At 68.0% G+C, this 22,052-nt stretch carries 16 protein-coding genes; 5 read left to right on the top strand and 11 right to left on the bottom strand.

The window, feature by feature from the left end; translation table 11 throughout:
- Window positions 1-124: 124 nt before the first annotated feature.
- The 4 genes from exaC to AC57BR_RS21215 form a co-directional block, all read right to left on the bottom strand.
- Window positions 125-1,648 (bottom strand): acetaldehyde dehydrogenase ExaC, encoded by a 1,524-nt coding sequence (gene exaC / locus AC57BR_RS21230; RefSeq protein ID WP_496364207.1) that lies wholly within the window; start codon window positions 1,646-1,648, stop codon window positions 125-127.
- Between the two features lie 136 nt (window positions 1,649-1,784).
- Window positions 1,785-3,161 (bottom strand): GAF domain-containing protein, encoded by a 1,377-nt coding sequence (locus AC57BR_RS21225; protein ID WP_496364205.1) that lies wholly within the window; start codon window positions 3,159-3,161, stop codon window positions 1,785-1,787.
- A 112-nt stretch (window positions 3,162-3,273) separates the two neighbouring features.
- A complete protein-coding gene (locus tag AC57BR_RS21220) occupies window positions 3,274-4,719 on the bottom strand; it encodes an FAD-dependent oxidoreductase (RefSeq protein WP_496364203.1) in 1,446 nt (481 codons plus the stop codon).
- A gap of 151 nt (window positions 4,720-4,870) precedes the next feature.
- A complete protein-coding gene (locus AC57BR_RS21215) occupies window positions 4,871-5,869 on the bottom strand; it encodes a DNA topoisomerase IB (RefSeq protein ID WP_496364201.1) in 999 nt (332 codons plus the stop codon).
- 114 nt (window positions 5,870-5,983) lie between these two features.
- On the opposite strand from AC57BR_RS21215, the gene rarD reads away from it, so the two are divergent.
- Complete coding sequence (rarD, locus tag AC57BR_RS21210; RefSeq protein ID WP_496364199.1) at window positions 5,984-7,069, top strand: EamA family transporter RarD; 1,086 nt, start codon at window positions 5,984-5,986, stop codon at window positions 7,067-7,069.
- A gap of 83 nt (window positions 7,070-7,152) precedes the next feature.
- Here the strand turns inward: rarD and AC57BR_RS21205 are convergent, their stop codons facing one another.
- The 3 genes from AC57BR_RS21205 to AC57BR_RS21195 form a co-directional block, all read right to left on the bottom strand.
- A complete protein-coding gene (locus AC57BR_RS21205) occupies window positions 7,153-8,019 on the bottom strand; it encodes a universal stress protein (RefSeq protein ID WP_496364197.1) in 867 nt (288 codons plus the stop codon).
- A 285-nt stretch (window positions 8,020-8,304) separates the two neighbouring features.
- A complete protein-coding gene (gabT, locus tag AC57BR_RS21200; protein ID WP_496364195.1) occupies window positions 8,305-9,678 on the bottom strand; it encodes a 4-aminobutyrate--2-oxoglutarate transaminase in 1,374 nt (457 codons plus the stop codon).
- Between the two features lie 86 nt (window positions 9,679-9,764).
- On the bottom strand, window positions 9,765-11,195 hold the full coding sequence (locus AC57BR_RS21195; RefSeq protein ID WP_496364193.1) for an aminobutyraldehyde dehydrogenase: 1,431 nt from the start codon (window positions 11,193-11,195) through the stop codon (window positions 9,765-9,767).
- Between the two features lie 142 nt (window positions 11,196-11,337).
- Here AC57BR_RS21195 and AC57BR_RS21190 point away from each other — a divergent pair, with 142 nt between their 5' ends.
- Window positions 11,338-12,774 carry a PucR family transcriptional regulator gene (locus tag AC57BR_RS21190; RefSeq protein ID WP_496364191.1) on the top strand — a complete coding sequence of 479 codons (1,437 nt, stop codon included), beginning with the start codon at window positions 11,338-11,340 and terminating at the stop codon, window positions 12,772-12,774.
- A gap of 91 nt (window positions 12,775-12,865) precedes the next feature.
- Here AC57BR_RS21190 and AC57BR_RS21185 read toward each other — a convergent pair whose 3' ends face one another.
- Genes AC57BR_RS21185 through AC57BR_RS21175 form a run of 3 tightly spaced genes read right to left on the bottom strand, consistent with a single transcriptional unit; the run spans window position 12,866 to window position 17,918 of the window.
- Entirely contained in the window at window positions 12,866-13,549 is a 684-nt protein-coding gene (locus AC57BR_RS21185; protein WP_496364189.1) for an alpha/beta fold hydrolase, read from the bottom strand.
- Window positions 13,546-16,251, bottom strand: coding sequence for a PEP/pyruvate-binding domain-containing protein (locus tag AC57BR_RS21180; RefSeq protein ID WP_496364187.1), 2,706 nt, complete (start codon window positions 16,249-16,251; stop codon window positions 13,546-13,548). Before AC57BR_RS21180 ends, AC57BR_RS21185 begins: the two co-directional genes overlap by 4 nt.
- Before the next feature lie 11 nt (window positions 16,252-16,262).
- On the bottom strand, window positions 16,263-17,918 hold the full coding sequence (locus AC57BR_RS21175; RefSeq protein WP_496364185.1) for a CYTH and CHAD domain-containing protein: 1,656 nt from the start codon (window positions 17,916-17,918) through the stop codon (window positions 16,263-16,265).
- Between the two features lie 141 nt (window positions 17,919-18,059).
- Between AC57BR_RS21175 and AC57BR_RS21170 the strand changes: the two genes are divergently transcribed.
- The 3 genes from AC57BR_RS21170 to AC57BR_RS21160 all read left to right on the top strand — a co-directional run bounded on the left by AC57BR_RS21170 (window position 18,060) and on the right by AC57BR_RS21160 (window position 21,392).
- Entirely contained in the window at window positions 18,060-19,328 is a 1,269-nt protein-coding gene (locus tag AC57BR_RS21170; protein ID WP_496364183.1) for an MFS transporter, read from the top strand.
- A gap of 6 nt (window positions 19,329-19,334) precedes the next feature.
- Window positions 19,335-20,015, top strand: a complete 681-nt coding sequence (locus AC57BR_RS21165; RefSeq protein ID WP_496364181.1) for a FadR/GntR family transcriptional regulator — start codon at window positions 19,335-19,337, stop codon at window positions 20,013-20,015.
- 297 nt (window positions 20,016-20,312) lie between these two features.
- A complete protein-coding gene (locus tag AC57BR_RS21160) occupies window positions 20,313-21,392 on the top strand; it encodes an AI-2E family transporter (protein WP_496365200.1) in 1,080 nt (359 codons plus the stop codon).
- Window positions 21,393-21,517: 125 nt separating this feature from the next.
- Here the strand turns inward: AC57BR_RS21160 and AC57BR_RS21155 are convergent, their stop codons facing one another.
- Window positions 21,518-22,051, bottom strand: coding sequence for a hypothetical protein (locus AC57BR_RS21155; protein ID WP_496364179.1), 534 nt, complete (start codon window positions 22,049-22,051; stop codon window positions 21,518-21,520).
- Between the last annotated feature and the right edge of the window lies 1 nt (window position 22,052).

Raw genomic sequence — 22,052 nt, 5'->3', positions numbered from 1 at the left:
AACGGGTGATGGTGCCTTCCTGAGGGGTGGTCAGGGGTTGGTTCTTCCGCCGCGGTAGGGCGGGAAGCATGGTGCGGGCGGGGACGGGTGGAGCTGATCCGTCCCCGCCCGGGCTGGGACGGCTTTAGAAGAAGCCGAGCTTGTTTTCGCTGTAGCTGACCAGGAGGTTCTTGGTCTGCTGGTAGTGGTCCAGCATCATGGCGTGGTTCTCACGGCCGATGCCGGAGGACTTGTAGCCGCCGAACGCGGCGCCGGCCGGGTAGGCGTGGTAGTTGTTGACCCAGACGCGGCCGGCCTGGATCTCGCGGCCCGCCCGGTAGGCGACGTTGCCGTTGCGGGACCAGACGCCGGCGCCGAGGCCGTAGAGGGTGTCGTTGGCGATGCCCATGGCGTCGTTGTAGTCGCTGAAGCGGGTGACGGACACCACGGGGCCGAAGATCTCCTCCTGGAAGATGCGCATCCGGTTGTGGCCTTCGAAGATCGTGGGCTGGACATAGTAGCCGCCGGCCAGGTCCCCGGACAGTTCAGCACGGGCGCCGCCGGTGAGCGCCTTGGCGCCCTCCTGCTTTCCGATGTCGATGTAGGAAAGGATCTTTTCCAGCTGGTCGTTGGAGGCCTGCGCACCGATCTGCGTTTCCGTATCAAGCGGGTTGCCTTGGATGATCTTCTCGGTTCGGGCCAGCGCATCGGCCATGAAGGAGTCGTAGATGCCTTCCTGGACCAGGGCGCGGGACGGGCAGGTGCAGACTTCGCCCTGGTTGAAGGCGAACAGCGCGAACCCTTCCAGGGCCTTGTCGTAGAACGCATCGTTGGAGTCGGCGACGTCGTTGAAGAAGATGTTCGGGCTCTTGCCGCCGAGTTCCAGCGTCACCGGAATCAGGTTGTTGGAGGCATACTGGCTGATCAGCCTGCCGGTGGTGGTCTCGCCGGTGAACGCGATCTTGCGGATCCGCGGGCTGGAGGCCAGCGGCTTGCCCGCCTCGACGCCGAAGCCGTTGACCACGTTGATGACCCCTGCCGGCAGCAGGTCACCGATCAGTTCGATCAGCACCAGGATGGAGGTCGGTGTCTGTTCCGCGGGCTTGAGGACGACGGCGTTGCCCGCGGCGAGCGCAGGGGCCAGCTTCCAGACGGCCATCAGGATGGGGAAGTTCCACGGGATGATCTGGCCCACGACGCCGAGCGGCTCGTGGAAGTGGTAGGCCGTGGTGTCGTCGTCGAGCTGCGACAGCCGGCCCTCCTGGGCGCGGACAGCGGAGGCGAAGTAGCGGAAGTGGTCGGCGGCCAGCGGGATGTCCGCGTTGAGGGTCTCGCGGACCGGCTTGCCGTTGTCCCAGGTCTCGGCGACGGCGAGCAGTTCGACGTTCTCATCTATGCGGTCGGCGATCTTGTTCAGGATCGCGGCCCGCTCGGCCACCGAGGTCCGGCCCCAGGAGGGAGCCACCTTGTGCGCGGCGTCGAGGGCGAGTTCGATGTCCTCGGCGGTGCCGCGGGCCACCTCACAGAAAGGCTTGCCGGTGACGGGCGTGATGTTCTCGAAGTACTGGCCCTTCACGGGTGCAACCCATTCGCCGCCGATCCAGTTCTCGTAGCGGTCCTTGAACGTGACCTTCGAACCCTCGGTACCGGGCTGCGCGTATACGGTCATTGCTGGCTCCTTTGCTCTGCAACATCGTGGCGATCCGCATGGTGATCGCCGATGCACTGAGCCTAGGAGCGGGCAGGTTGCAGCCAGGTTGCAACCACGTGACCCACATCACCCTAACTTCCCCGCCCGCGAGAAGTTAGGCGCTCAGTTCCGCTTCCAGCCGCTCCAGATCAGCGACGACGGCGGCACGCTTGGGCGAGCGCGGCGGCAGGAGCTTCAGGGCGGCACGGCGGACGTCGACGTCGTCCGCTGCCTCCGGCAGTTCCGCATACTTGAGCAGCGACTCCGCGCTGCCGTCCGTCAGGACGGCCTCCCGCAGCAGCGCGGACACGCGGTTCCGGAGCTCGACGACGCCGGGGGCCTCCGAGCGGGGCAGAACGGCGCCGCGGTAGATTTCCAAAGCGATCCGGTGGGCGCCACGCTGCAGGCAGGTGAGCACCTGGCTGCTGTCCGGCAAGAGTTCCAACGCCAGCCTGTACGGCCGCGACTCCGGAACCGCAGCGGGGTTCAGCTGCTGCAGGACCTTCCGGAGCCGCACCATCTCGGCCCGCAGGGTGATCGTGGAGCCGTCCCCCGGGTACAACAGGACGCTCAGTTCCTCGGCGCTGAGGCCGTCCGGGTGGGTGCTGAGCAGGGCCAGGATCTCGCTGTGCCGGGCGGACAGCACCACGCTGCGGCCCTCGATGCTGAGCAGCGCCTGGTCGCGGCCGAGCAGCTGCAGGCTGTTGCGGTACAGGCTGCCTTCCCGCGCTGAACCGCCGGCCGCCCCGGAACCCGGGTGCCGCCGTCGTGCTTTGGAGCGTTCCTGGGCAGCCGCGAGCTGCAGGCGTTCCACGCGCAACTGGGCCTGGGCCGCCGCCACGGTGGCCTCCACGAGGGAGAGCGTGTGCGGCGCCACGGCCGCCTCGGTGCCCGTGATGTCCACGACCCCCAGCAGCGCGCCTGAATCGGGGTCCTGGAACGGTACCGCTGTGCAGCTCCAGGGGTGGACTGAACGTTTGTAGTGCTCGGCACCGGAAATCTGGATGCCGCGCCCCAGGGCGAGGGCGGTCCCGGGGGCACTGGTCCCCACCGTGGCCTCCGACCAGTCGGCGCCGGGAACGAACATCATGCCCTCGGCGCGGCTGCGCACGCCGGTATCGCCTTCCACCCAGAGCAGCCTGCCCACCTCATCGCCCACGGCAACCAGCAGGCCGCAGTCGTGGCTGGGCCGGATGAGGAGTTTCTGGATGACGGGCATGATGGCGGCCAGCGGGTGCTGGCGCCGGTATTCCTCCAGCTCGTCCGCGGCGATGGCCAGCGGCGCCTCGGGGTTATCGGGGTTGGCGCGCAGCTGGGCGGACCGCTGCCAGGATTCGCGGATCAGGCGGCGCAGGCCGGGGATTTCTTCCGCGTCGGGGAAGACTTCGCTCTGCGCATGGCCGTCCAGGAATTCGTGGCTTGCCAGGGCGCGGCGCTGCACCAGCACCGAATCTTTGATTTCAGGTCCCGCCGGCTGGATCAGGTTCTTCATCGAACTCCCACTCGCCCAAACGCTTGCCCGGAACAGTCTAGTCCCCCCAACTAGGTAGCAGCAGAGGGCGTTCCCAGCGCTAGGAACGCCCTGTGCTGCTACCTAGTTGGGTTTAGCCGCGGGAGATTTGGATCATCTCCTCGCGCGGCACCACCTTGATGCGTTCACGAACGACGCCGCCGTCGGCCTCCGCGGCTTCCGCGGCTTCCGTCCATGATGCGCCGAGGGCGGCTTCGTGGGCGTTCAGCTTGTTCCAGCCTTCCCACGTGGTGTACTCGATGCCGCGCTCCTCGAGCAGGCCGATGATCGCCTGCGGGTCAGGGTTCTGTGCCGGCGGCAGGGTGAGCCTGTCCTCGAGGAGGAAGCCGATGGTTTCCAGGGCGTCGCCCTTCGTGTGCCCGATCAGGCCGACCGGGCCGCGCTTGATCCAGCCAGTGGTGTAAATGCCCGGGACAGGGTTCCCGTCGGCGTCCAGGACCCGGCCGCCCTCGTTGGGGATGACCCCGCGCTTGGCGTCGTATTCCAGTTCGTCCAGCGCGGAGCCGTGGTAACCGATGGCGCGGTAGACGGCCTGCACCGGGTAGTCGATGAACTCCCCCGTGCCCTTGACGTTGCCGGTGCCGTCAAGCTGCATGCGCTCGAACTTGATGCCGGCCACCTTGCCGGACCCGCCGTCGTCGTAAATTTCCACCGGGCTGTGCAGGAAGTGCAGGTGCAGGCGGCGGGACGACGGCTCTTCAGCCTCGGCGTGCTCCTCGACCAGCCAGTTGGTCATGGTGTTCACCATGGTCTTGGTCTGGTTGTTGCTCCGGATCGCGTCGTCGGAGGCCTCGTCGAATTCGAAGTCCTCGGGGTAGAGCACGATGTCGACGTCGCGGGCGTGGCTGAGTTCACGCAGCTCCAGCGGGGTGAACTTGACCTGGGCGGGGCCGCGGCGGCCGAAGACGTGGACGTCCGTGACCGGCGAGTTCTTCAGGCCCTGGTAGACGTTGTCCGGGATCTCGGTGACAAGGAGCTCGTCCGCGTGCTTCACCAGCATCCGTGCGACGTCCAGGGCCACGTTGCCGTTGCCAATGACCGCGATTTCCTTGGCGTCCAGCGGCCATTCGCGGGAGACGTCCGGGTGGCCGTCGTACCAGGACACGAAGTCGGCGGCACCAAAGGAGCCCTCGAGGTCGATGCCGGGGATGTCCATCTCGGCGTCCTTGATGGCGCCCGTGGAGAAGATGACGGCGTCGTAGAAGGCTCGGAAGTCATGCAGCGTGAGGTCCCGGCCGTAGGTGACGTTGCCCAGGAACCGGATGTCGCCGCGGTCCAGGACCTTGTGTAGGGCGTTGACGATGCCCTTGATGCGCGGGTGGTCCGGGGCCACGCCGTAGCGGATCAGGCCGTACGGTGCCGGGTAGGCCTCGAAGAGGTCGATGCTGACCTCGAAATCGCCGTCCTTGACCTCGTTGGACTTGGTCAGGATGTCCGCGGCATAGACACCCGCGGGTCCGGCGCCGACAATCGCGACGCGGAGCGGGCGCTTGGCCGTGGATTCAGCTGTGTTGGACACCGTAAGCCCTTCCGGAACGGGAGACCGCGCCCCACCGGCGCGCAGTTTTCAATTCTAATTGTCCGCCCGGACGGGCGTCCCGCCCGTTACGGCGCACGGCGCTCCGTGACGGCCTGCGGCCCCGGCTCGCCCCCAGGACGGCCCGCCCGCGTCAGCCGCTCTTGCGCAGCGGCACCACATCGCCCTCGCGGTACAGCAGTGCCCGCAGCTCCGACTCCGCCGAATCCACCCGTTTGGGGTCAATCGTCTCACCGGCCGCGAAGTGGTCCAGCAGCCGGGGGTCCACGTAGCTCTTGCGGGCGATCGACGGCGTGTTGCCCAGCACCGCCGCCGCCTCCATCATGGCGACGCTGATGGCCCGCTTCCTCCTTGCCTCGGTCTTCTGCGGCCCGCTCCGGGCCAGGCTGACGGCGGCCGCAACGGTTCCGCGGAGGGTCCGAAAGTCCTTTGCGGTGAAGTCATCGCCCGTGCGCTCCTTGACGTAGCCGTTGATGTCGGCGCTGGTCACGGGGTGCCACGTCCGGCCGTTCTTGTAGGCGAGCAGCCGCGCGTTGCCGCCGCGCCGCTTCAGAGCCTGGGCCAGAGGCGCAAGGTCCGCGTCGTCGATACGGGACTCCCAGGTTTTGCCGCTCTTGGCCGGGAAACTGAGGAAGAGGCATTCCTTGCGGACACGGACGTGGGCGCAGAGCAGGGTGGCGAGCCCGTGGCTGCCGTTTTCGTTCGTGTACCGCTCCGACCCCACCCGCAGGGAGCCGCTGTCAAGCATCCTGAAAGCCGCGGCCAGAACGCGCTGGCGGGTGACGCCGTCGGACCTCAGATCCATGGTGACCAGCCGCCGGGCGGTGGGCAGCGATTCGGCGAGCTGGAGCGCGCGGTCGAATTTCACGCGGTCCTTCCGTTCGCGCCACTCCGGATGGTAGATGTACTGCCGGCGGCCCACGGCGTCCAGACCCGTGGCCTGGATATGCCCGTTCTCGAACGGCGCTATCCACACGTCTGTCCAGGCTGGCGGAATACCAATGCCCTCCAGCCGGTCCCGGACCGGTCCGGGCGGCAGCGTGGAACCGTCCAGGTCCCTGTAGCTGAACCCCGTTCCGGCCCTCACCCGCCGGTAACCGCGGCCGGAAGCGTTGCTGTGACGGAGCCTCATCGGGCCGTCGCCCGGCGGTGAGTCGTACTCATAATGGCAAGCCTACTGACTAAATTGCTTCGGCAGGCGACACTGCTCCGTGGCAGACGGAATACCGCTCCGTAAGATGGTGTTATGGGTCTTGTGCCTAACCCCGACGGATCCGTCTCCTCCGCTCTGCCGACTGCCCCTTCACCCGGTGCCGCCCCCTCGGGCATGACCAGTCCCGGCAAGCCCGGTACACCCAGTGTCCCCGGCGCACCCAGTCTGCCCGGCGCACCCAAGGCGGTGGACAAGGAGACGACGGCGGGAATCCTCTTCGGCATCGGCGCTTACGGTCTGTGGGGGCTGCTTCCGCTGTACTTCTTCGTTCTGCAGCCGGCCGGTGCGGTGGAAATCGTGGCCAACCGGGTGGTCTGGTCCCTGATCTTCTGCGCCCTCCTGATCACGGTGACCCGGGCGTGGCGGGTCTTGGGCGCTGCCCTGCGGAACCGTTCCGTGCTCTGGACCCTGGCGGCCGCTGCCGGCCTCATCGCGGTGAACTGGCTGACGTACACCTATGGCGTCACCACAGGGCAGGCAGTCGAGGCCTCACTTGGGTACTTCATCAATCCGCTGGTGTCGGTCCTTCTCGGCGTGTTCGTCCTGAAGGAGACGCTCAGGCCGCTGCAGTGGGCCGCCGTCGGAATCGGTTTCATCGCCGTGGGCGTGCTCACCGTGTCCTACGGGAAGCTGCCCTGGATCGCCCTGACTCTGGCCGTCAGCTTCGGCCTGTATGGCTTCGTGAAGAAGCGGGTGGGGCCGCGCGTCGACGCCATCACCAGCCTCACCGTGGAGACCATCGTCCTCGCTCCCCTGGCCGCGGCCACCTTGATTTTCCTCGCGGTGAGCGGGACTGCGTCGCTGACCACCCACGGCCCCGGGCACTTCTGGCTGCTCCTGGCGTCGGGCGTCATCACGGCCGTGCCGCTGCTGTTCTTCGGCGCCTCCGCACGCCGGCTGCCCATGACCACCATCGGGCTGCTGCAGTACTTCGCACCCGTGTTGCAGTTCATCGTTGCCCTGGTGGTGTTCGGCGAGGCCATGACGCTGGACCGGTGGATCGGCTTCGGCGTCGTGTGGCTTGCCCTGCTGGTGCTCACCGTGGACATGCTGGCCGCGACGCGCAAGACTTCAGCGGCCAAGCGGCTCGCCCGCAGGGAAGCGCGAGCGAACACTTAAGCCCGGCGCGCAGCGCGAGCGAACACTTAAGCCCCCCGGGCCGGGGCCCAACTGTCCGTTCGCGCCCGGAAGGGCAAGACCGATCAGGGTGCCGAGTCAGGGCGGTCGTAGTCGCGCGGCACAACCACCATGGGCACCGGCAGTGCGCGCAGGACCTTGTTGGCCGTGCTGCCGAGGAACATGCGGTTCTTCTCGGCCAGGCGCGAGGACCCGACAATGAGGATCTCGCCGTCGTCCCATTCGAGTCCGTCGATGGCTTCCTCAATGGTGCGGCCGTGGGCTACAGCCACGCCGACCTCGTGCCCGGCCGGCACCTTCCCCGATGCCGCCGTCAGAACGGTGTTCGCGTGGATGTGTGCGGCATTGATCGCCTCCCCGGCGTCACCGGCGGCGTCGAGCTCCACCAGCGACACCAGCCGCAGCGGCACGCCCCGCCGCTTCGCTGCCCTGATCGCGGTCTCGATGGCAGCCTCGGCGCCGGCCCGCTTCCCCACGGCCAGGGTGAGGCGGGTAACGGGTGCCGTCCGCTGGTAGCCGCGCGGCGCAAGTGCCACCGGTACCGGGGAGGCGTGCAGCAGCGCATTGGCCACAGACCCCACCGTGTAGCGCTTGAACAGGCCGGCGCTGGCGGCGCCCACGGCGATGAGCCCGGCGTCGAACTCCACCGCCGCGTCGATGAGGCCGCCGGCGAAGGAATCGGCCTCGCGCACATGGAATTGCGCGGGCAACCCCTCCGGAACCAGGGCCAGGCCCTCCCGTTCTGCCGTCAGCACCTCCTGCTCCGCGGCGCTGACCCGGCTGCCCTCCGGGTTCAGGGCCACGTACGGGGTGCCCGGCTTCACCACATAGACCAAATCCAGTTCGGCGCCCTGGGCCAGAGCCAGTGACGTGCCCAGGGCAACGGCGTCCGCTCCCCGCTCGGTGGGTGTGTAACCGACTACGTATCGCATGCGAAACCCCTCTTTGGGTAGTGCAGACCGATGCCCGGTTCCCGGCGGCGCTCCCCGGTCTGCGGCGTGAAGTGCAGTGGTGAGGATGACTCTACCGCGGCTCTCCGGGCGGCGGGCCGGAATACAACGGGGAGTCCGACGGCGGCAACAACGACGGCGGGCCGGGCACCTTTTGGTACCCGGCCCGCCGTCGTCGTACAGCCCAGCGCGAACTGGCAGCTAATGCCCCGTTACTGGCGTTTCGAGGGAATTACCTGCCAGTTCGCGCTCGAAGCGCTTTGTAAACTACGCGTTGGCCTTGATGGCCGCGGCGAGCACCTCCAGGCCGTCCAGCAGCAGCTCGTCGCTGATCACCAGCGGGGGCAGCAGGCGGATGACGTTGCCGTAGGTTCCGCAGGTGAGGATGATGACGCCTTCCTTGAGGCAGGCGGCGGCAACGGCCTTGGTGAGCTCCGGGTTGGGCTCCTTGGAACCGGCCTGGACAAGCTCGATGGCCAGCATGGCGCCACGGCCACGGATGTCGCCGATCACGGAACCTCCGGCGCCGCCGGAAAGCGCAGCCGCAAGCTCGCGCAGCTTGCCGACTGACAGTTCCTCGATGTGCTTGGCGCGGGCGTTGAGGTCGTACTCCTGCATGGAACCGATGGAGGCCAGGGCGGCGGCGCATGCCACCGGGTTGCCGCCGTAGGTGCCGCCGAGGCCGCCGGGGTGGACGGCGTCCAGCAGGTCCGCGCGGCCGGTGATGGCGGACAGCGGCATGCCGCCGGCGATGCCCTTGGCCATGGTGATGATGTCCGGAACGATGCCCTCGTGGTCCACCGCGAACCACTCACCGGTGCGGCAGAAGCCGGACTGGACTTCATCGGCGATGAAGACGATGCCTTTTTCCTTGGCCCAGGCGGACAACGCCGGCAGGAAGCCTTCGGCCGGAACGATGAAGCCGCCCTCGCCCTGGATCGGTTCGATGATGATGGCGGCCACCTGGTCGCCGCCGATCTGCTTCTCGATCGCGGTGATGGCGCGCTTGGCGGCCTCGGCACCGGTGATCTCCGGGTTTTCCTCGCGGAACGGGTAGCTCATGGGCATGCGGTAGACCTCGGGCGCGAACGGGCCGAAGTTGGTCTTGTACGGCATGGCCTTGGCGGTCAGCGCCATGGTCAGGTTAGTGCGGCCGTGGTAGGCGTGGTCAAACGCGACGACGGCGTCCCGGCCGGTGGCCAGGCGGGCCACCTTGACGGCGTTTTCCACGGCTTCGGCGCCCGAGTTGAAGAGGACGGTGCGCTTCTCGTGGGCTCCCGGCGTGAGCTTGTTCAGCTGCTCGGCGACCGCGACGTAGCCCTCGTAGGGGGTGACCATGAAGCAGGTGTGGGTGAAGTGCTCCACGGCCTCCTTCACGGCACCGACGACGGCGGGATCGGACGCGCCGACGCTGGTCACCGCGATGCCCGAGCCGAGGTCAATGAAGGAGTTGCCGTCGACGTCGTGGATGATGCCGCCGTCGGCGTCGGCGACGTAGACCGGAACACTGGAGGCGACACCGGCGGCGACCACGGCCTTGCGGCGTTCGGTCAGGGCCACGGACTTGGGGCCCGGGAAGTCGGCCTGGACGCGGCGCTTCTGCTCGAGGCGGTAAGTGATTTCGTTGGCGGTGGTGGTCATGGTGTTTCTTTCTTTACTGCGGAGGAGTGGGCCCACGCCGGCAGGGTTCCCTGGCCGAGCGGAGCGAGGTTAGGGCGCCGGTGGGGCTATGCGTCAAGTGCGGACATGACGTGCTTGATGCGCGTGTAGTCCTCGACGCCGTACATGGAGAGGTCCTTGCCGTAGCCGGACTGCTTGAAGCCGCCGTGGGGCATTTCGGCGGTGAGCAGGATGTGCGTGTTGATCCAGACCGCACCGAAGTCAAGGTCCCGGCTGAGCCGCATGGCCGTGCCGTGGTCGGACGTCCAGACGCTGGAGGCCAGGGCGTATTCGACGTCGTTGGCCAGGTCCACGGCTTCCTGTTCCGTGCTGAACTTCTGCACGGTGATGACCGGGCCGAAGGTTTCCTTCTGCACGATGTCGTCCGTCTGCTTGGCGCCGGTGACGATGGTGGGCTCGAAGAAGAACCCCTTCTCGCCGGCGCGGTGGCCGCCGGTCTCGATCCGGCAGTGCGCCGGCAGGGAATCGACGACGGCGCTGACCGCCTTGAAGTGGTTGACGTTGTTCAGCGGGCCGAAGTAGTTGTCCTCGTCGTTCTGGGAGCCGGTGTGCAGGGTCTTGGTGTGTTCCACCATGGCGGCCACGACGTCGTCGTGCACCGAGTCCTCCACCAGGACACGGGTGATGGCCGTGCAGTCCTGGCCGGCGTTGAAGAACGCGAACTCGGCGATGGCCGCGGCGCTCTTCTTGATGTCGGCGTCCTTGAAGACGATGGCCGGGGCCTTGCCGCCCAGTTCCAGGTGCGCGCGCTTGAGGCCCTTCGCAGCGCCCGAGGCGACGGCGATGCCGGCACGGACGGAGCCAGTGATGGACACGAGGCCCGGGACCTTGTGCTCCACCATCAGCGCGCCGGTTTCGCCGGTGCCGAGGATGACATTCAGGACCCCTGCCGGCAGGATGTCCGCGGCCAGGCGCGCCAGGACCAGGGTGGATTCGGGCGTGGTGTCGGAGGGCTTCAGGACCACGGTGTTGCCGGCTGCGAGGGCGGGGCCGATCTTCCAGATGGCCATCAGGAACGGGTAGTTCCACGGGGCTACCTGGGCCACGACGCCGATCGGCTCGCGGCGAACGAAGGAGGTGTGGCCCTCAAAGTACTCACCGGCGGACTTGCCTTCGAGAATGCGGGCGGCACCGGCGAAGAAGCGCAGCTGGTCGGCGCCTGCTGCCACTTCCTCTGACGCGATCAGGGAACGGACCTGGCCGGTGTTGCGGTGCTGGGCATCGACAAGTTCGTCGCTGTTGGCCTCGATGGCGTCGGCGAGCTTGAGCAGCATGAGCTGCCGCTGCCCGGGGGTCACGTGCTTCCAGGTCTTGAAGGCGTCCTTGGCTGCGGCCATGGCGGCGTCGACATCAGCCGCCACGGAAACGGGCGACTTGGCCACCACGTCGCCGGTCACGGGGTTCACGATGTCGATCAGGCCCGTGCCCGCAGGCGTAACGAACTCTCCGTTGATGAAGTTTTGCAAGGTCTGAACCACGGTGTACAACCTCTTTCGTCCTGAATGGTGTGATGCGGCTGACTCGAGCCTATTCCAGCCCGACACAGCGGGGAATAGCCACCTGCACACCCTTGAACCAAGGCTTTAGTGCGATCGGCCAGCCTGCCGCTACCCTTGGTCCATGGCAATTTCCCTCGCGGCGCTGCTGGCCGTGCATTCTCTGGGACTCAAGAAATCCAGCCTTGCGGAGACCACTTCGCACCAGGACATCCGCTGGGTTGCGGTTACTGAGCTGGAGGACCCGCAGCGCTTCCTCAACGGCGGCGAACTGGTGCTGACCACCGGGCTGAGGATGAAAAGTGCGCCCGAACAGCGCCGTTTCGTGCGCCAGGTCCAGCGCGCCGGAGCCGTCGGGATCGGCTTCGGCGTGGGCCTCTCGCACGACGCCGTCCCTCCGGCTTTGGTCGCCGAGGCGAACCGCTGGGGGCTGCCGGTGGTCGAAGTGCCGTACGGCACCCCGTTCATCGCCATCAGCAAACTCGTGGCCGACGCACAGTCCGCCGACCACTATTCGAAGCTTGAGCGTCTCATCGCCGGGCACCAGATCCTGGCCCGTGCGCTGCTGACCGGCGGCGGCCTGGCCGAGCTCCTGCGGCACCTGGGCGGCATGCTCCGCACCGAGATCGCACTCACCCAGTTCACCGCCCAGCTGTACAACAGCGGCAGCGAGCCGCCGACCGCGGACTCCTGGACCACCTACCCCATCCCCACCGGGCGCCGCGATGCGTGCACGCTCTGGGTGAAGCAGCCGTTCGAGGATTCCGGCATCATCGGCTATGCGCAGAACCTCATCAGCGTGGAACTCAATAACATGGTCAAGCAGCGCCAGGCGGAGCGGGCGCTCTGCGGGCAGGTGCTCGAGGATGTGATCCACGGGACCCTGGACCCCAGCGAGGCCCAGCGCCGCCTGGCCGGGACGGGCATCAACAGCACGCGCAAAAACGTGGTGATTCTGGCCGGTTCCGAGGCGCACCACAAGCAGCTGGTCAGCTCCTCACTGCCGCAGTCGCTGGAGAACGCGGTGACCGCCGTCGTCGGAAAGGACCTGGTCACAGTGGTGGCCGACGACGGTCGCGGCGCCGCGGCGATGGCCAGGAGCCTCAGCGACCACCTCGCCGAGGCCGGCATCCACGCCACCATCGGCATCGGCGGCGCGTACACCAAGCCGAACGGCCTGCGCTGGAGCTACTTCGAGGCCCGTGATGCCGCCAGTCACGGGCTGCCGGTGAACGAGCCCGAACGGCTCAGCCTGACCTCCCTGCTCCTGGCCAGTGAGGACGTGCCGCTGGCGGACATGGCCAACGAATCACTGGACCCGCTGCGGAGCTTCGATGCCGCCCACGGCGCCGAACTCATGGCCACGCTGGAGAGCTACCTGAACAACAACGGCTCCGTTGCCGCGGTGGCCGAGGCGCTCACCCTGCACCGGAACACGGTCCGCTACCGGCTCGCGCAGATCACCGAACTCACCGGGTATGACCCCTCGGTCACCGCCGACCGGGTGCAGCTGTGGCTCGCACTGGCGGTGGCCCGGCTGGGGGCCCGGCACGCCAGCTGAGCCGCCGGTTCACCGCCCTGTCACCAGGATCCGCCCTGCGACGGGAACCGCCCTGCCACAGGGAACCGCGCTGCCGCAGGGATCCGCTCCGTCACAGGGATCCGCGGGCAAAGCCATCCAGCCGGCCCGCGAGCTCCACCGGGTTGCTCAGGGCAACCAGGTGTCCGCCCGGGATTTCGTCAATCCCCAGGCCCAGCCGGTCCCGGACCACGCGGCGCTGAAAGTCCAGGGGGAAGAACCGGTCATCGCGGCCAACCAGGACCCTGGTGGGCACGTCCGGCCAGCGGTCGATCTCGCAGGGCTGCCCGAACGGCGTGTCGGAGGGGGTGCGCTGCTCGCCGGCACCCGCGGCGATTACCTCCGGGGGAACGTCGTGCAGGAAGTGCACGCGCTCATCGAAATCGCCGGTGCGTCCATTCAGCCTGTCATTAAGCTCGCGGGCCTGGGGCTGGCCGGTGGCCTCCCACCACTCCCCGGGCGTCTCACCCGGAAGCGGAACCATCGGATTGAGCAGGACGATCAGCTCCACCGGCACCCGCCCCGCGACGACGGGGACCGTGAAGGCGCCCAGGGACTGGCCCACGAGCACCACACTGCGGTGATCACCGATGGCCGCAACCACGATATCGGCGTAGTCCCGCAGTCCCAGACGGGGGTCGTCCTCGCGGATGTCAACCGCAATGGCCTGGTGCCCCAGCCGTTCCAGCTCCGGAACCAGCCGGTGCCAGTACCAGCCCACTCCCCCGGCGCCCGGGACAAGAACGAAAGTGCTCACGGCGCCTCCTGCCTCTCCGCGTCCACCCTAATCATCCCCGCGGCTCCGTCCACGGTGACAGTGTCCCCGGTCCGAATCCGCGTGGTTGCGTCTGGAACGCCAACGACGGCGGGAATCCCGTATTCGCGGGCCACCACGGCACCGTGGGATATGGGTCCGCCCATTTCCATCACCAGCGCCCCGGCGGTCATGAACAGCGGCGTCCACCCCGGATCAGTCGACGGCGCAATAAGAATTTCGCCCGGCTCCAGGTGCGCGCCGGCCGGGTCCAGGATCACCCTTGCCTTGCCTGTGACGGTGCCGGCGGAGGCTGCCGTCCCCACCAGGGTTCCCGGCGGAGGCTGCCCGTCCCCGGACGGCGCGGCACGGGTCTGCGCGGCCATGGCCGCCTCGACGTCGGTGCCATCGGAAAGCAACAGGCGGGGGATGCGCCTCCGCCGCAGTTCACGGTGGTAGCTCTGGCGGCGTTCGGCGACGGGGCCGCGGAGGTCCGCTCCGCGCAGCGCCACCCGGGCTTCGGTGAGGTCCAGGAAGAAGACGTCGTCCGGCACCGCGATCCGGCCCGCGCCCGCGAGTTCCTCGCCTACCAGTTGGAGCTGGCGACGGAGGACGGCGAAGGCTGTTATCAGCCGGAACTTGGGGTACTCGCGCATGCCGGCGGTTTCCCGTGCCCGCCGCAGGCTGTGTGCAATGATTCTGCCGAACAACCTTCCCCTGGATCGGGCGGCACGTTCGGCCAGCTCGGCAACCTTGGCTTCGGCCTTTTCTGCGGCCCGCCGGAAGAGCCGGTCCGGTGCAAGCTCCGCGTCCGCCAGCTTCAGGTAGTTGGCCAGGACGTTAATGATGTGGGCGGGATTCTCGCCCCAGCGGGGAACACCGAGGTCAATTTCGGCCACCGCGCGGTGTCCGTACCTGGCGAGAAAGCTACGCAGAGCGCCCTGGCAGACGGCGGGCAGCGATCCTTCTGTGTAGCGGCCGGCGAGCATCTGCGGGTCTTCCCCGGTGAGTGCACGGACGGACTCCGGGTCCTCGCGGATTGAAGTGGCGGTCCGCCAGAGCTCCAGATCCATCTCGGTGGTCACATTGTGCGGCAGTCCGCGCAGTACGGCCTGCAGGTCGCCGGCCTGCACGAGCCGGCCCAGCAGCAGCCGTGCCAGACCCAGCCAGAGATACCCTGCGGCCGCCGGCGGCAGCACCCGCATCACGGCGGGCGTGATGTCTTTGGTGAGGAAGCGTTCCACGAAATCCACCCGCACGGCGCCTGAAGCCGGCTCCGGCAACACCAGCATCCGGTCCAGTTCCTGGTCCGATTCCCTGACCCGTTCCAGCCCGGCGGCGGGATTGACCATCGCGAGCAGGACGTGCCCAAGCAGGCCAAGGGGCGGCGAGGACCGGAGCCCCGCTTTCAGCGACGCCAGGCTGGAGGCCTTGGTGAGGGCGAAGCGGGGGTCTTCAGCCAGAAAGGCCAGCACCTCCACGGACCTGGCGTCGGCCGCTTTCATGGCTCTCAGAAGACCCCGCCTCCCGCCCTTGCTGCGCAGCAGCGACGTAACATCAACAAACATGCGCATCCCGATCTGGGCGGAACGGTAGGCCTCCGCTCCGTCCCCGGCGACTGTCGGCCGGTAGGTGTCGCTCATCAGCGTGAAGGATGCCAGGCCCATAGGCGTCAGCGGCCGGGTCAGCCCCTGCAGGAGGCTGGCGCACAGGTACGCCCGGGCGCCGTCGTCGGGGCTGTGGGGCTCGGGGCTGTGGGGCTCGGGCAGGGGAAACAGCGTGGTGATCGGACGCGATTGCACCACCCGGATCCCGCCGCGCGGTTCGATGACCCACTCCAGATCCTGCGGCTCCCCGTACAGCTCTTCCACCCAGGTCCCGACCCTGGCCAGCGAGCGGATCTGCTCATCCGTCAGGCACGCCTGCCGCGCGCCGTCCTGCCGGTGCAGCAACCGGGTCCCGCCTCCCGGTGCGGGCCGGCTTTCGATGAGTTTGTCGCCCAAGTGGCGCTGGAGGATCTCCCCGGTGGCGGCATCGACTGTGAAATGATCCGGGTTTACGGCCCCGCTGACCAGCGCCTCGCCGAGTCCGGGCGCGGCGTCGATCACGGTTTCCAGGCGCCGGCCGGTCAGCGGGTTCGCCGTGAACATCACCCCGGCCACGGCGGCGTCCACCATTTCCTGAACAACGACGGCGATCCCGACCGGGCGCTGGTCAATCCCGTGATCGGCGCGGTAGGCCACGGCCCGGTCCGTCCACAGGGAGGCCCAGCAGCGGCGGACCGCATCCAACAGCGCGTCCGGGCCGACGACGTTGAGGTACGTGTCCAGCTGGCCCGCGAAACTCGCTTCGGGGAGATCCTCGGCAGTGGCGGAGGATCGCACGGCCACCGGAGTGTCCCCGCCGAGGCCAGCGTAGGCGGCAAGGATCGCCTCGACGATGTCCCCGGGCAAGGAAGCCGACGCCAGCCTGCTGCGCGTCTGCTCCGCCGGCCCGGAAGGTTCCGCTCCTGCCGCCGCCGCTACCCGCCGGTAGGCCGCGGTGGTGACGCAGAAGCCGCGCGGGACCGGCAATCCGGCGGCCAGGAGCACACCGAGGTTGGCAGCCTTGCCGCCCACCTCAGGGACCATGCCCGCGTCCACGTGGGCCAGGCTGATGACTGTGTTCCACGGGCGCGATGCATGCCGGCCTGTCTGCTCATCCACCGTCCGCCCCGCTACCCCACTCCGCGCCGAATTGCCTTCCGGGACTTCCGGTGCGCCTTGCGGTACTTGGCTTCGGCCTTGGCGGCGCTCTTCTGTTCCCGCTTCAGGAGCGAGCCGTAGGCCTCGGCCACCGGTTCCGGCAGGTCCGGGCCGCCGGCGAGCTTCCCCAGGAAAATCCGCGCCATCACGCTGTCGTGGTGGTCGCCGAGGATTTTCTGCTGCTTGTGCGCCGCCTTGGCGAGCTTCGCAGCGCGCTTGCCGAAGACGGGATCCACGGTCTCGGCCGCGTGCCGCAGCCGCTTGGCGTCTTTCCGCACCTGGTGCAGCGCGGTTTCGTGCGCCGTGGCCTCTTTGAGCTCCATTCCGGGCTTTTCACCAGCACCGTCTTTGGCCTGTGACGCAGCCTTGTGGGCGCGGCGCAGCCGCTTGGCTGATTTGCCCACCAGCTTGCGGGCCTTCTTGCGCGCCGGCGCCCCGGCCGCGGGCAGGACGGGCGGGTGGTCCCGGAAGTCTTCGAGGTCATCGAGGAGGCGGAAATAGCGCTCGGTGAGGAGCACCTCCTGCGCTTTTCGGTAACCGGCGTCCAGCCTGGTGTCCAGCTCCCGCTCGATCCGCCGCTTGACGTCGTCGGCCGCCGCCCCCGTTGGAAGCTTGCCGGTATTCGTCCGCAGCCGGTCCAGCATGACTTCGGCGTCACGGGGCGTGCCGAGTATCCGGCCCAGCCACTTGAGCTCGTCGCGCAGCCGGCCAACTGCGCCCCGGCCGTACAGCTTCCGGTAGACAGCGAGGGCCGACCGCACCCGGCGCGTGGCGGAGCGCATCGCATGGACCGCATCGGGTTCCTCCAGCCGCACCCGCGCGTCGTTGGCCAGGATCTCGCTGATTTGCCCGGCCAGGTACGCGCTTACGACGGCGGACGCCGGCCACTTCTTGCCCGGTTTCCTACCGCCGGGCTGCTTTCCCCCGCCTTGAGTTTCGCGAGTGCCTTCAGTTTCCTTGACATGGGCTTTCGGCGCCGCCCCCAGTGCCCGCCGAAGCTTGGACTCGTGCGCTGACGGCCGGGCACCGGCCGCGGCAAGGACTGATGCTGCCGCCTTGAACACCTCCGGCTCGCCGTGAACCAGCTCGAGTTCCCATTCGCGCCACTGCTGCTTCTGGCCTGCCGGTTTCTCGCCTGCCCCCTGAAGAAGCTCGGCTTCCACGGTGTCATCGGCAAAGTCGGCGAGATGCACACCGTCGTCCCCGTAGAGTGCATGGGTGGTTCGCCGTGTAGTCAGGCGGGCCACGGGTGCGGGATCCGTTCCGCGGAGGTAGGCGTGCAGGTGCGCCAGCAGTTTCTCGGGAGCGACGTCGGCCTGACCCAGCGGGGCGTGGATCTCCCGGCGGGATCCCGGCCCCTCCTCCGACGCGGACCCGGCCGTGGCCCCGGCATCCGACGGCAGTTTTATGTGCCAGCCGGCATCGGCCCCGCCGCTGCGCCGCCGCAGGGTGATGCGGCGGGAGGCGAGAACAAAGTTCTCGGTGTCGAAGTAGACGGCTTCAAGTTCAGCGGCGTGCGGCTCACCCACGCCGCCCACACCGGGAATGGCGGCGAGGTCGGGCAGCGCCGTGCCGGCGTCGACGTCGTACTTCTTCTTCTTCTCCGTTTCAAGGCTTTCGGGAGTCATGGCTGGGCGGCATCCTTTCCCATTGCCGGGTTGCTGCGCGCGATGCGCCTGCTGGCCCGAGTCTATGCCCGGGCCGGGGTGCCCGCGAGAGGTTCCCCACAAAGTTCTAGACATCAAACGTCAAACGTCTAACGTTAAGGAATGGCGACCACTTCCTCAGCACCCGCGACCGCAGCCACGTACCCGACCAAGCCGCGCACCGCCGTCGTCGCCGGCGTCATTGCCCTGGTGCTCATCGGCCTGAACCTGAGGGCCGGCATCACCGGCGCCTCGGCCCTGCTGCACGATTTACAGCAGGTTCTGGGCTACGGCCCGCTGGTCGCCTCGATCATCCCCTCCATTCCCACGCTGTGCTTCGCCGTGGCCGGAGCCGCCACTTCCTGGCTGACCGGGAAGCTCGGCGTCGAAAAGGCCATCCTGCTCTCGCTCGGCATGCTGGCGGCCGGGCTGCTGGTCCGGGGCATTCCCACCACCGGCATGCTGGTGGTGGGAACGGTGGTGGGGATGTCCGGCCTGGCTGTCTGCAACGTGTCCATGCCGTCCTTCATCCGGGAGCACTTCGCCGCACGTACATCACTGATGACGGCCGTCTACACGGTGACCATGACCAGCGGCGCCACCGTCATGGCCGTGGTCGTGGTTCCGCTGTCGCATCTGCTGGGGTCGCCGTCGGCCGGGCTGGGCACCATCGGAATCCTCGCCCTGTCCGCATTCCTGGGTTTCCTGCCCGTGACTCTGCACGCCCACCGCAACACTGCCCGGAAAGCAGCCGGACACATCTCCCCGTGGCCGCTGCTGCGCACCAAGACCGGCCGCCTGCTCACCGGCATCTTCACCCTGCAGGCGTTGCTCGCCTATGCGCTGCTCAGCTGGTTCCCGTACATGCTCACCACCATGGGCCTCAGCCCGGCGGATAGCGCCCTGATGTTCGGCATCATGCAGCTGGTCTCGGTGCCGGCCGGCATGGTGCTGATCGCCATCGGTTCCCGGCCGCGGATGCTGCGTCCCGCCGTCTACCTGGCCACCCTCACCATGACGGCCGGCATTGCCGCGCTCCTCCTGCTTCCCGTTTCGCTGGCCGTCATCCCCGCGGTTCTGCTGGGCTTCGGGCTGGGCATCTTCCCCCTGGTGATGGTGATCATCAGCCGCAGCGGCCGCAACACCGCCGAGACCACTGCACTGTCCACGCTGGCTCAGTCCACCGGTTACCTCCTGGCCACCGTCGGCCCGTTCGGCATGGGCCTGCTGCACAGCGCGACGGGAAGCTGGACGCTGCCGCTGGCACTGCTCCTGGTCATCGCCCTGGTCCAGATTGTTGTGGCGCACCTGCTCAGCAGCGGCAGGGCCGGTGGAGTGAGCGCCACCGGCGCCGGCACAGCGGGAACGAGCGCCGCCGGAATGGAAGAATAGGACACCATGACACTGAGCACGTCGCACCGACAGCCGCTGGCGGACGAAGTCACCGCCAAGCTCCGCGGGATGATCCAGACGGGCGAGTGGCCGCTGCAGCAGCGCATTCCGTCTGAATCCGAGCTCATGACCGGGCTGGGCGTGTCCCGCGGGACGCTGCGTGAAGCGGTTAAGGCATTGGCCCACAGCGGGATGCTCGAGGTCCGCCGCGGCGACGGAACCTACGTCCGCGCCATCAGCGAAATCTCCGGGGCCGCCCGCCGCCTCTACAAGGAACACACGGACGAACACGTGCTCGAGGTCCGCGTGGGGCTGGACACGCAGGCGGCCCGCCTCGCCGCCCGGCATGCAACGGCCGACGACGTAGTGGCCATGCGCGCGCTGCTCTCCGACCGTGAGGAGGCCTGGAACGCCGAGGATTATGCGCGCTGGGCCGCCGCCGACTGGGGCTTCCACGAGCGGGTGGCACAGGCCTCCGGCAACCCCCTCCTGCACGAGCTGTACGTCAGCTTCGGCGACGTGTTCCACGCCGACCTGCTGAACCAGCACCGGCGCCCCGGCTTCAACGGGCTGCCGGAAGCCGGCCACGGAGACCTCGTGGACGCCATCGAAGCACACGACGGCGATGCGGCCGTGGCCAGCGTCCACCGGAACCTCAACTCCTGCGCGGAGTGGCTGCGGGAGTAGCCGAACACGTGGACCCCCGAAGGGGGGCCGCTGCGACGCCAGGGTCACTGCCCCAGATGCTGCTCCAAAAGTTCAGTGCGGGTTTCGTCGCGCTCCGATACATCAGTAGGCTTACTACCTGACTGGGAAGCTGTCCGGCCGGCAAGCCAGGTAGTGCCCGTTGCCCGCTGACGACAAGGAGTTCCCGTGGCCCGAACAGCCCCTCTGTCCGAGCAAGACCCGCTCCAAGAACTCGCACCCGGCCCGTCCACGCCCCGCAAGGCAGCCCCGCAACCGGAACACAGACCGCCCCGGGAGCTGTGGTCCGACAACCTGGGAAGGGTGGGGATCCGGTGCGCCCAGGTCCTGCTGGTCCTGGCCGTGGCGGCCGTGTCCGTGTACGGCCTCCTGCAGGTCCGGCTGCTGGTCATTCCAGTGCTGATAGCGCTGATCCTCGCCGCCGCCATCGGGCCGTTCGTCAACCTGCTGCGGCGACGCGGACTGCCAGGCGGGGCGGCCACGGCCGTGGCATTCGTGGCCCTGCTGATCCTGCTGGCTGGCGTGGGCACCGTGATCTACTTCTCCGTCCGCAGTCAGTGGGGCGACCTGGTCCAGCAGGCGTCCAAGGGGCTCGATGAACTGGAAACCTTCCTGCTCTCCGGCCCCGTCGCCATCGACCGGGAGCAGCTGAACCAGGCCCGGGAAGGCGCCGTCCAGTTCGCCACGAGCAGCCAGGTCCGGTCCGGTGCCATCACCGGCCTGTCCGTGGTGACCGAGTTCCTGGCCGGCGCGAGCCTCATGGTGGTGATCCTCTTCTTCTTCCTCAAGGATGGTGCGAAGATCTGGAACTTCCTGCTGCGGCCCTTCTCCGGGGAACGGGAGGCCAGGCTGCGGCGTGTCGGCAAGCGGACCCTCGAGGTCCTTGGCGGCTATGTCCGCGGCACGGCCATCGTCGCACTTGTGGATACGGTGGCCATCGGCGCCGCGCTGCTGATCATGCAGGTGCCCCTGGCCATCCCGCTGGCCATCATCGTGTTCATCGGCGCCTTCATTCCCCTGGTCGGGGCAACCGTGGCCGGAATCCTCGCCGCCCTGGTGGCGCTCGTCGCCAACGGGCCAGTCGTGGCGCTGATCGTGGTGGCAGTGGTGATCGCGGTCAACCAGCTCGAAGGCGACCTGCTGCAGCCGATCGTCATGGGCAAGTCCCTGCAGCTCCACGCCCTCGTCATCCTGATGGCGCTGACGGCGGGCACCATCCTTGCAGGCATCATCGGCGCGGTCCTGTCCGTTCCGCTGGCGGCCGTGACATGGGCGATCATCCAGGTGTGGACCGCCGAGGACCCCCACCTCCAGGACATGAACCCGGACCTGCAGCCGGCGGACAGCCAGCCGACGTAATCACCCCGCAGCGGGGGCGAACCGAGCATGCCGGCGGCCGGGCACTTTCGGTGCCCGGCCGCCGTCGTTCTTTATTGCGTTACTTCGCTATTGCGTTACTTCGCTATTGCGTTACAGGGAGGCCGTCAGCGCAGGCCTTTGAAGACATTCTTGGGCCGCTGCATTTCGCCGTGCTTGGCGCCCAGGACAATAACCGAGGCGGCAAAGGCGGGAATGGTCCACTGCAAGGCCTTCAGCTGCTTCTGCGCAGACTGCAGCTTCTCCGAAGTGCCGGGCCGCGGTTCTGTGGCACCCTCGGCACCCTGGTCGGCCAGCTTTTCCACTTTCTTACCCAGCACGCCGGCATACAGGGTCACCGCGGCTCCCGCCACCGTGACCGCCGTCTTGTAGATGGTGTCCCGGGCCACGCCCTCCTGCTGGGCGATCCGGTCCTTGTTTTCCAGTGCGATGAACAGATCCGCCAGCAGGTGGGTTGCGAAAGCGGCCGTCTGGACCGGAGCCCATTTCATCCAGCCGCGGCTCGAGAGGCGCGTGCGCTCGGCCGGGTCCTTCGCCTCCGCGGCGGCTCCATTGAGGCCGACGGCACCCATCAGCGAGCCGCCAAACCAGGCCGCTGCCGTGAGGTCATGAACAGACCGCGCAAAAAGATTTCCCGCCATG

This window comes from Arthrobacter sp. BGA-UO-ETr-C19, assembly GCF_059568005.1.
The sequence above is the reverse complement of the archived record's forward strand: the minus strand, read 5'-3'. Positions and strand labels throughout refer to the sequence as shown.

Excerpts from the sequence above, each read along its gene's own strand:
- AC57BR_RS21190 (WP_496364191.1), top strand. The coding sequence starts at position 11,338 with ATGGCAATTTCCCTCGCGGCGCTGCTGGCCGTGCATTCTCTGGGACTC.
- AC57BR_RS21175 (WP_496364185.1), bottom strand. The coding sequence starts at position 17,918 with ATGACTCCCGAAAGCCTTGAAACGGAGAAGAAGAAGAAGTACGACGTC.
- AC57BR_RS21165 (WP_496364181.1), top strand. The coding sequence starts at position 19,335 with ATGACACTGAGCACGTCGCACCGACAGCCGCTGGCGGACGAAGTCACC.
- gabT (WP_496364195.1), bottom strand. The coding sequence starts at position 9,678 with ATGACCACCACCGCCAACGAAATCACTTACCGCCTCGAGCAGAAGCGC.
- AC57BR_RS21215 (WP_496364201.1), bottom strand. The coding sequence starts at position 5,869 with ATGAGGCTCCGTCACAGCAACGCTTCCGGCCGCGGTTACCGGCGGGTG.
- AC57BR_RS21155 (WP_496364179.1), bottom strand. The coding sequence starts at position 22,051 with ATGGCGGGAAATCTTTTTGCGCGGTCTGTTCATGACCTCACGGCAGCG.
- rarD (WP_496364199.1), top strand. The coding sequence starts at position 5,984 with ATGGGTCTTGTGCCTAACCCCGACGGATCCGTCTCCTCCGCTCTGCCG.
- AC57BR_RS21170 (WP_496364183.1), top strand. The coding sequence starts at position 18,060 with ATGGCGACCACTTCCTCAGCACCCGCGACCGCAGCCACGTACCCGACC.
- exaC (WP_496364207.1), bottom strand. The coding sequence starts at position 1,648 with ATGACCGTATACGCGCAGCCCGGTACCGAGGGTTCGAAGGTCACGTTC.
- AC57BR_RS21225 (WP_496364205.1), bottom strand. The coding sequence starts at position 3,161 with ATGAAGAACCTGATCCAGCCGGCGGGACCTGAAATCAAAGATTCGGTG.
- AC57BR_RS21205 (WP_496364197.1), bottom strand. The coding sequence starts at position 8,019 with ATGCGATACGTAGTCGGTTACACACCCACCGAGCGGGGAGCGGACGCC.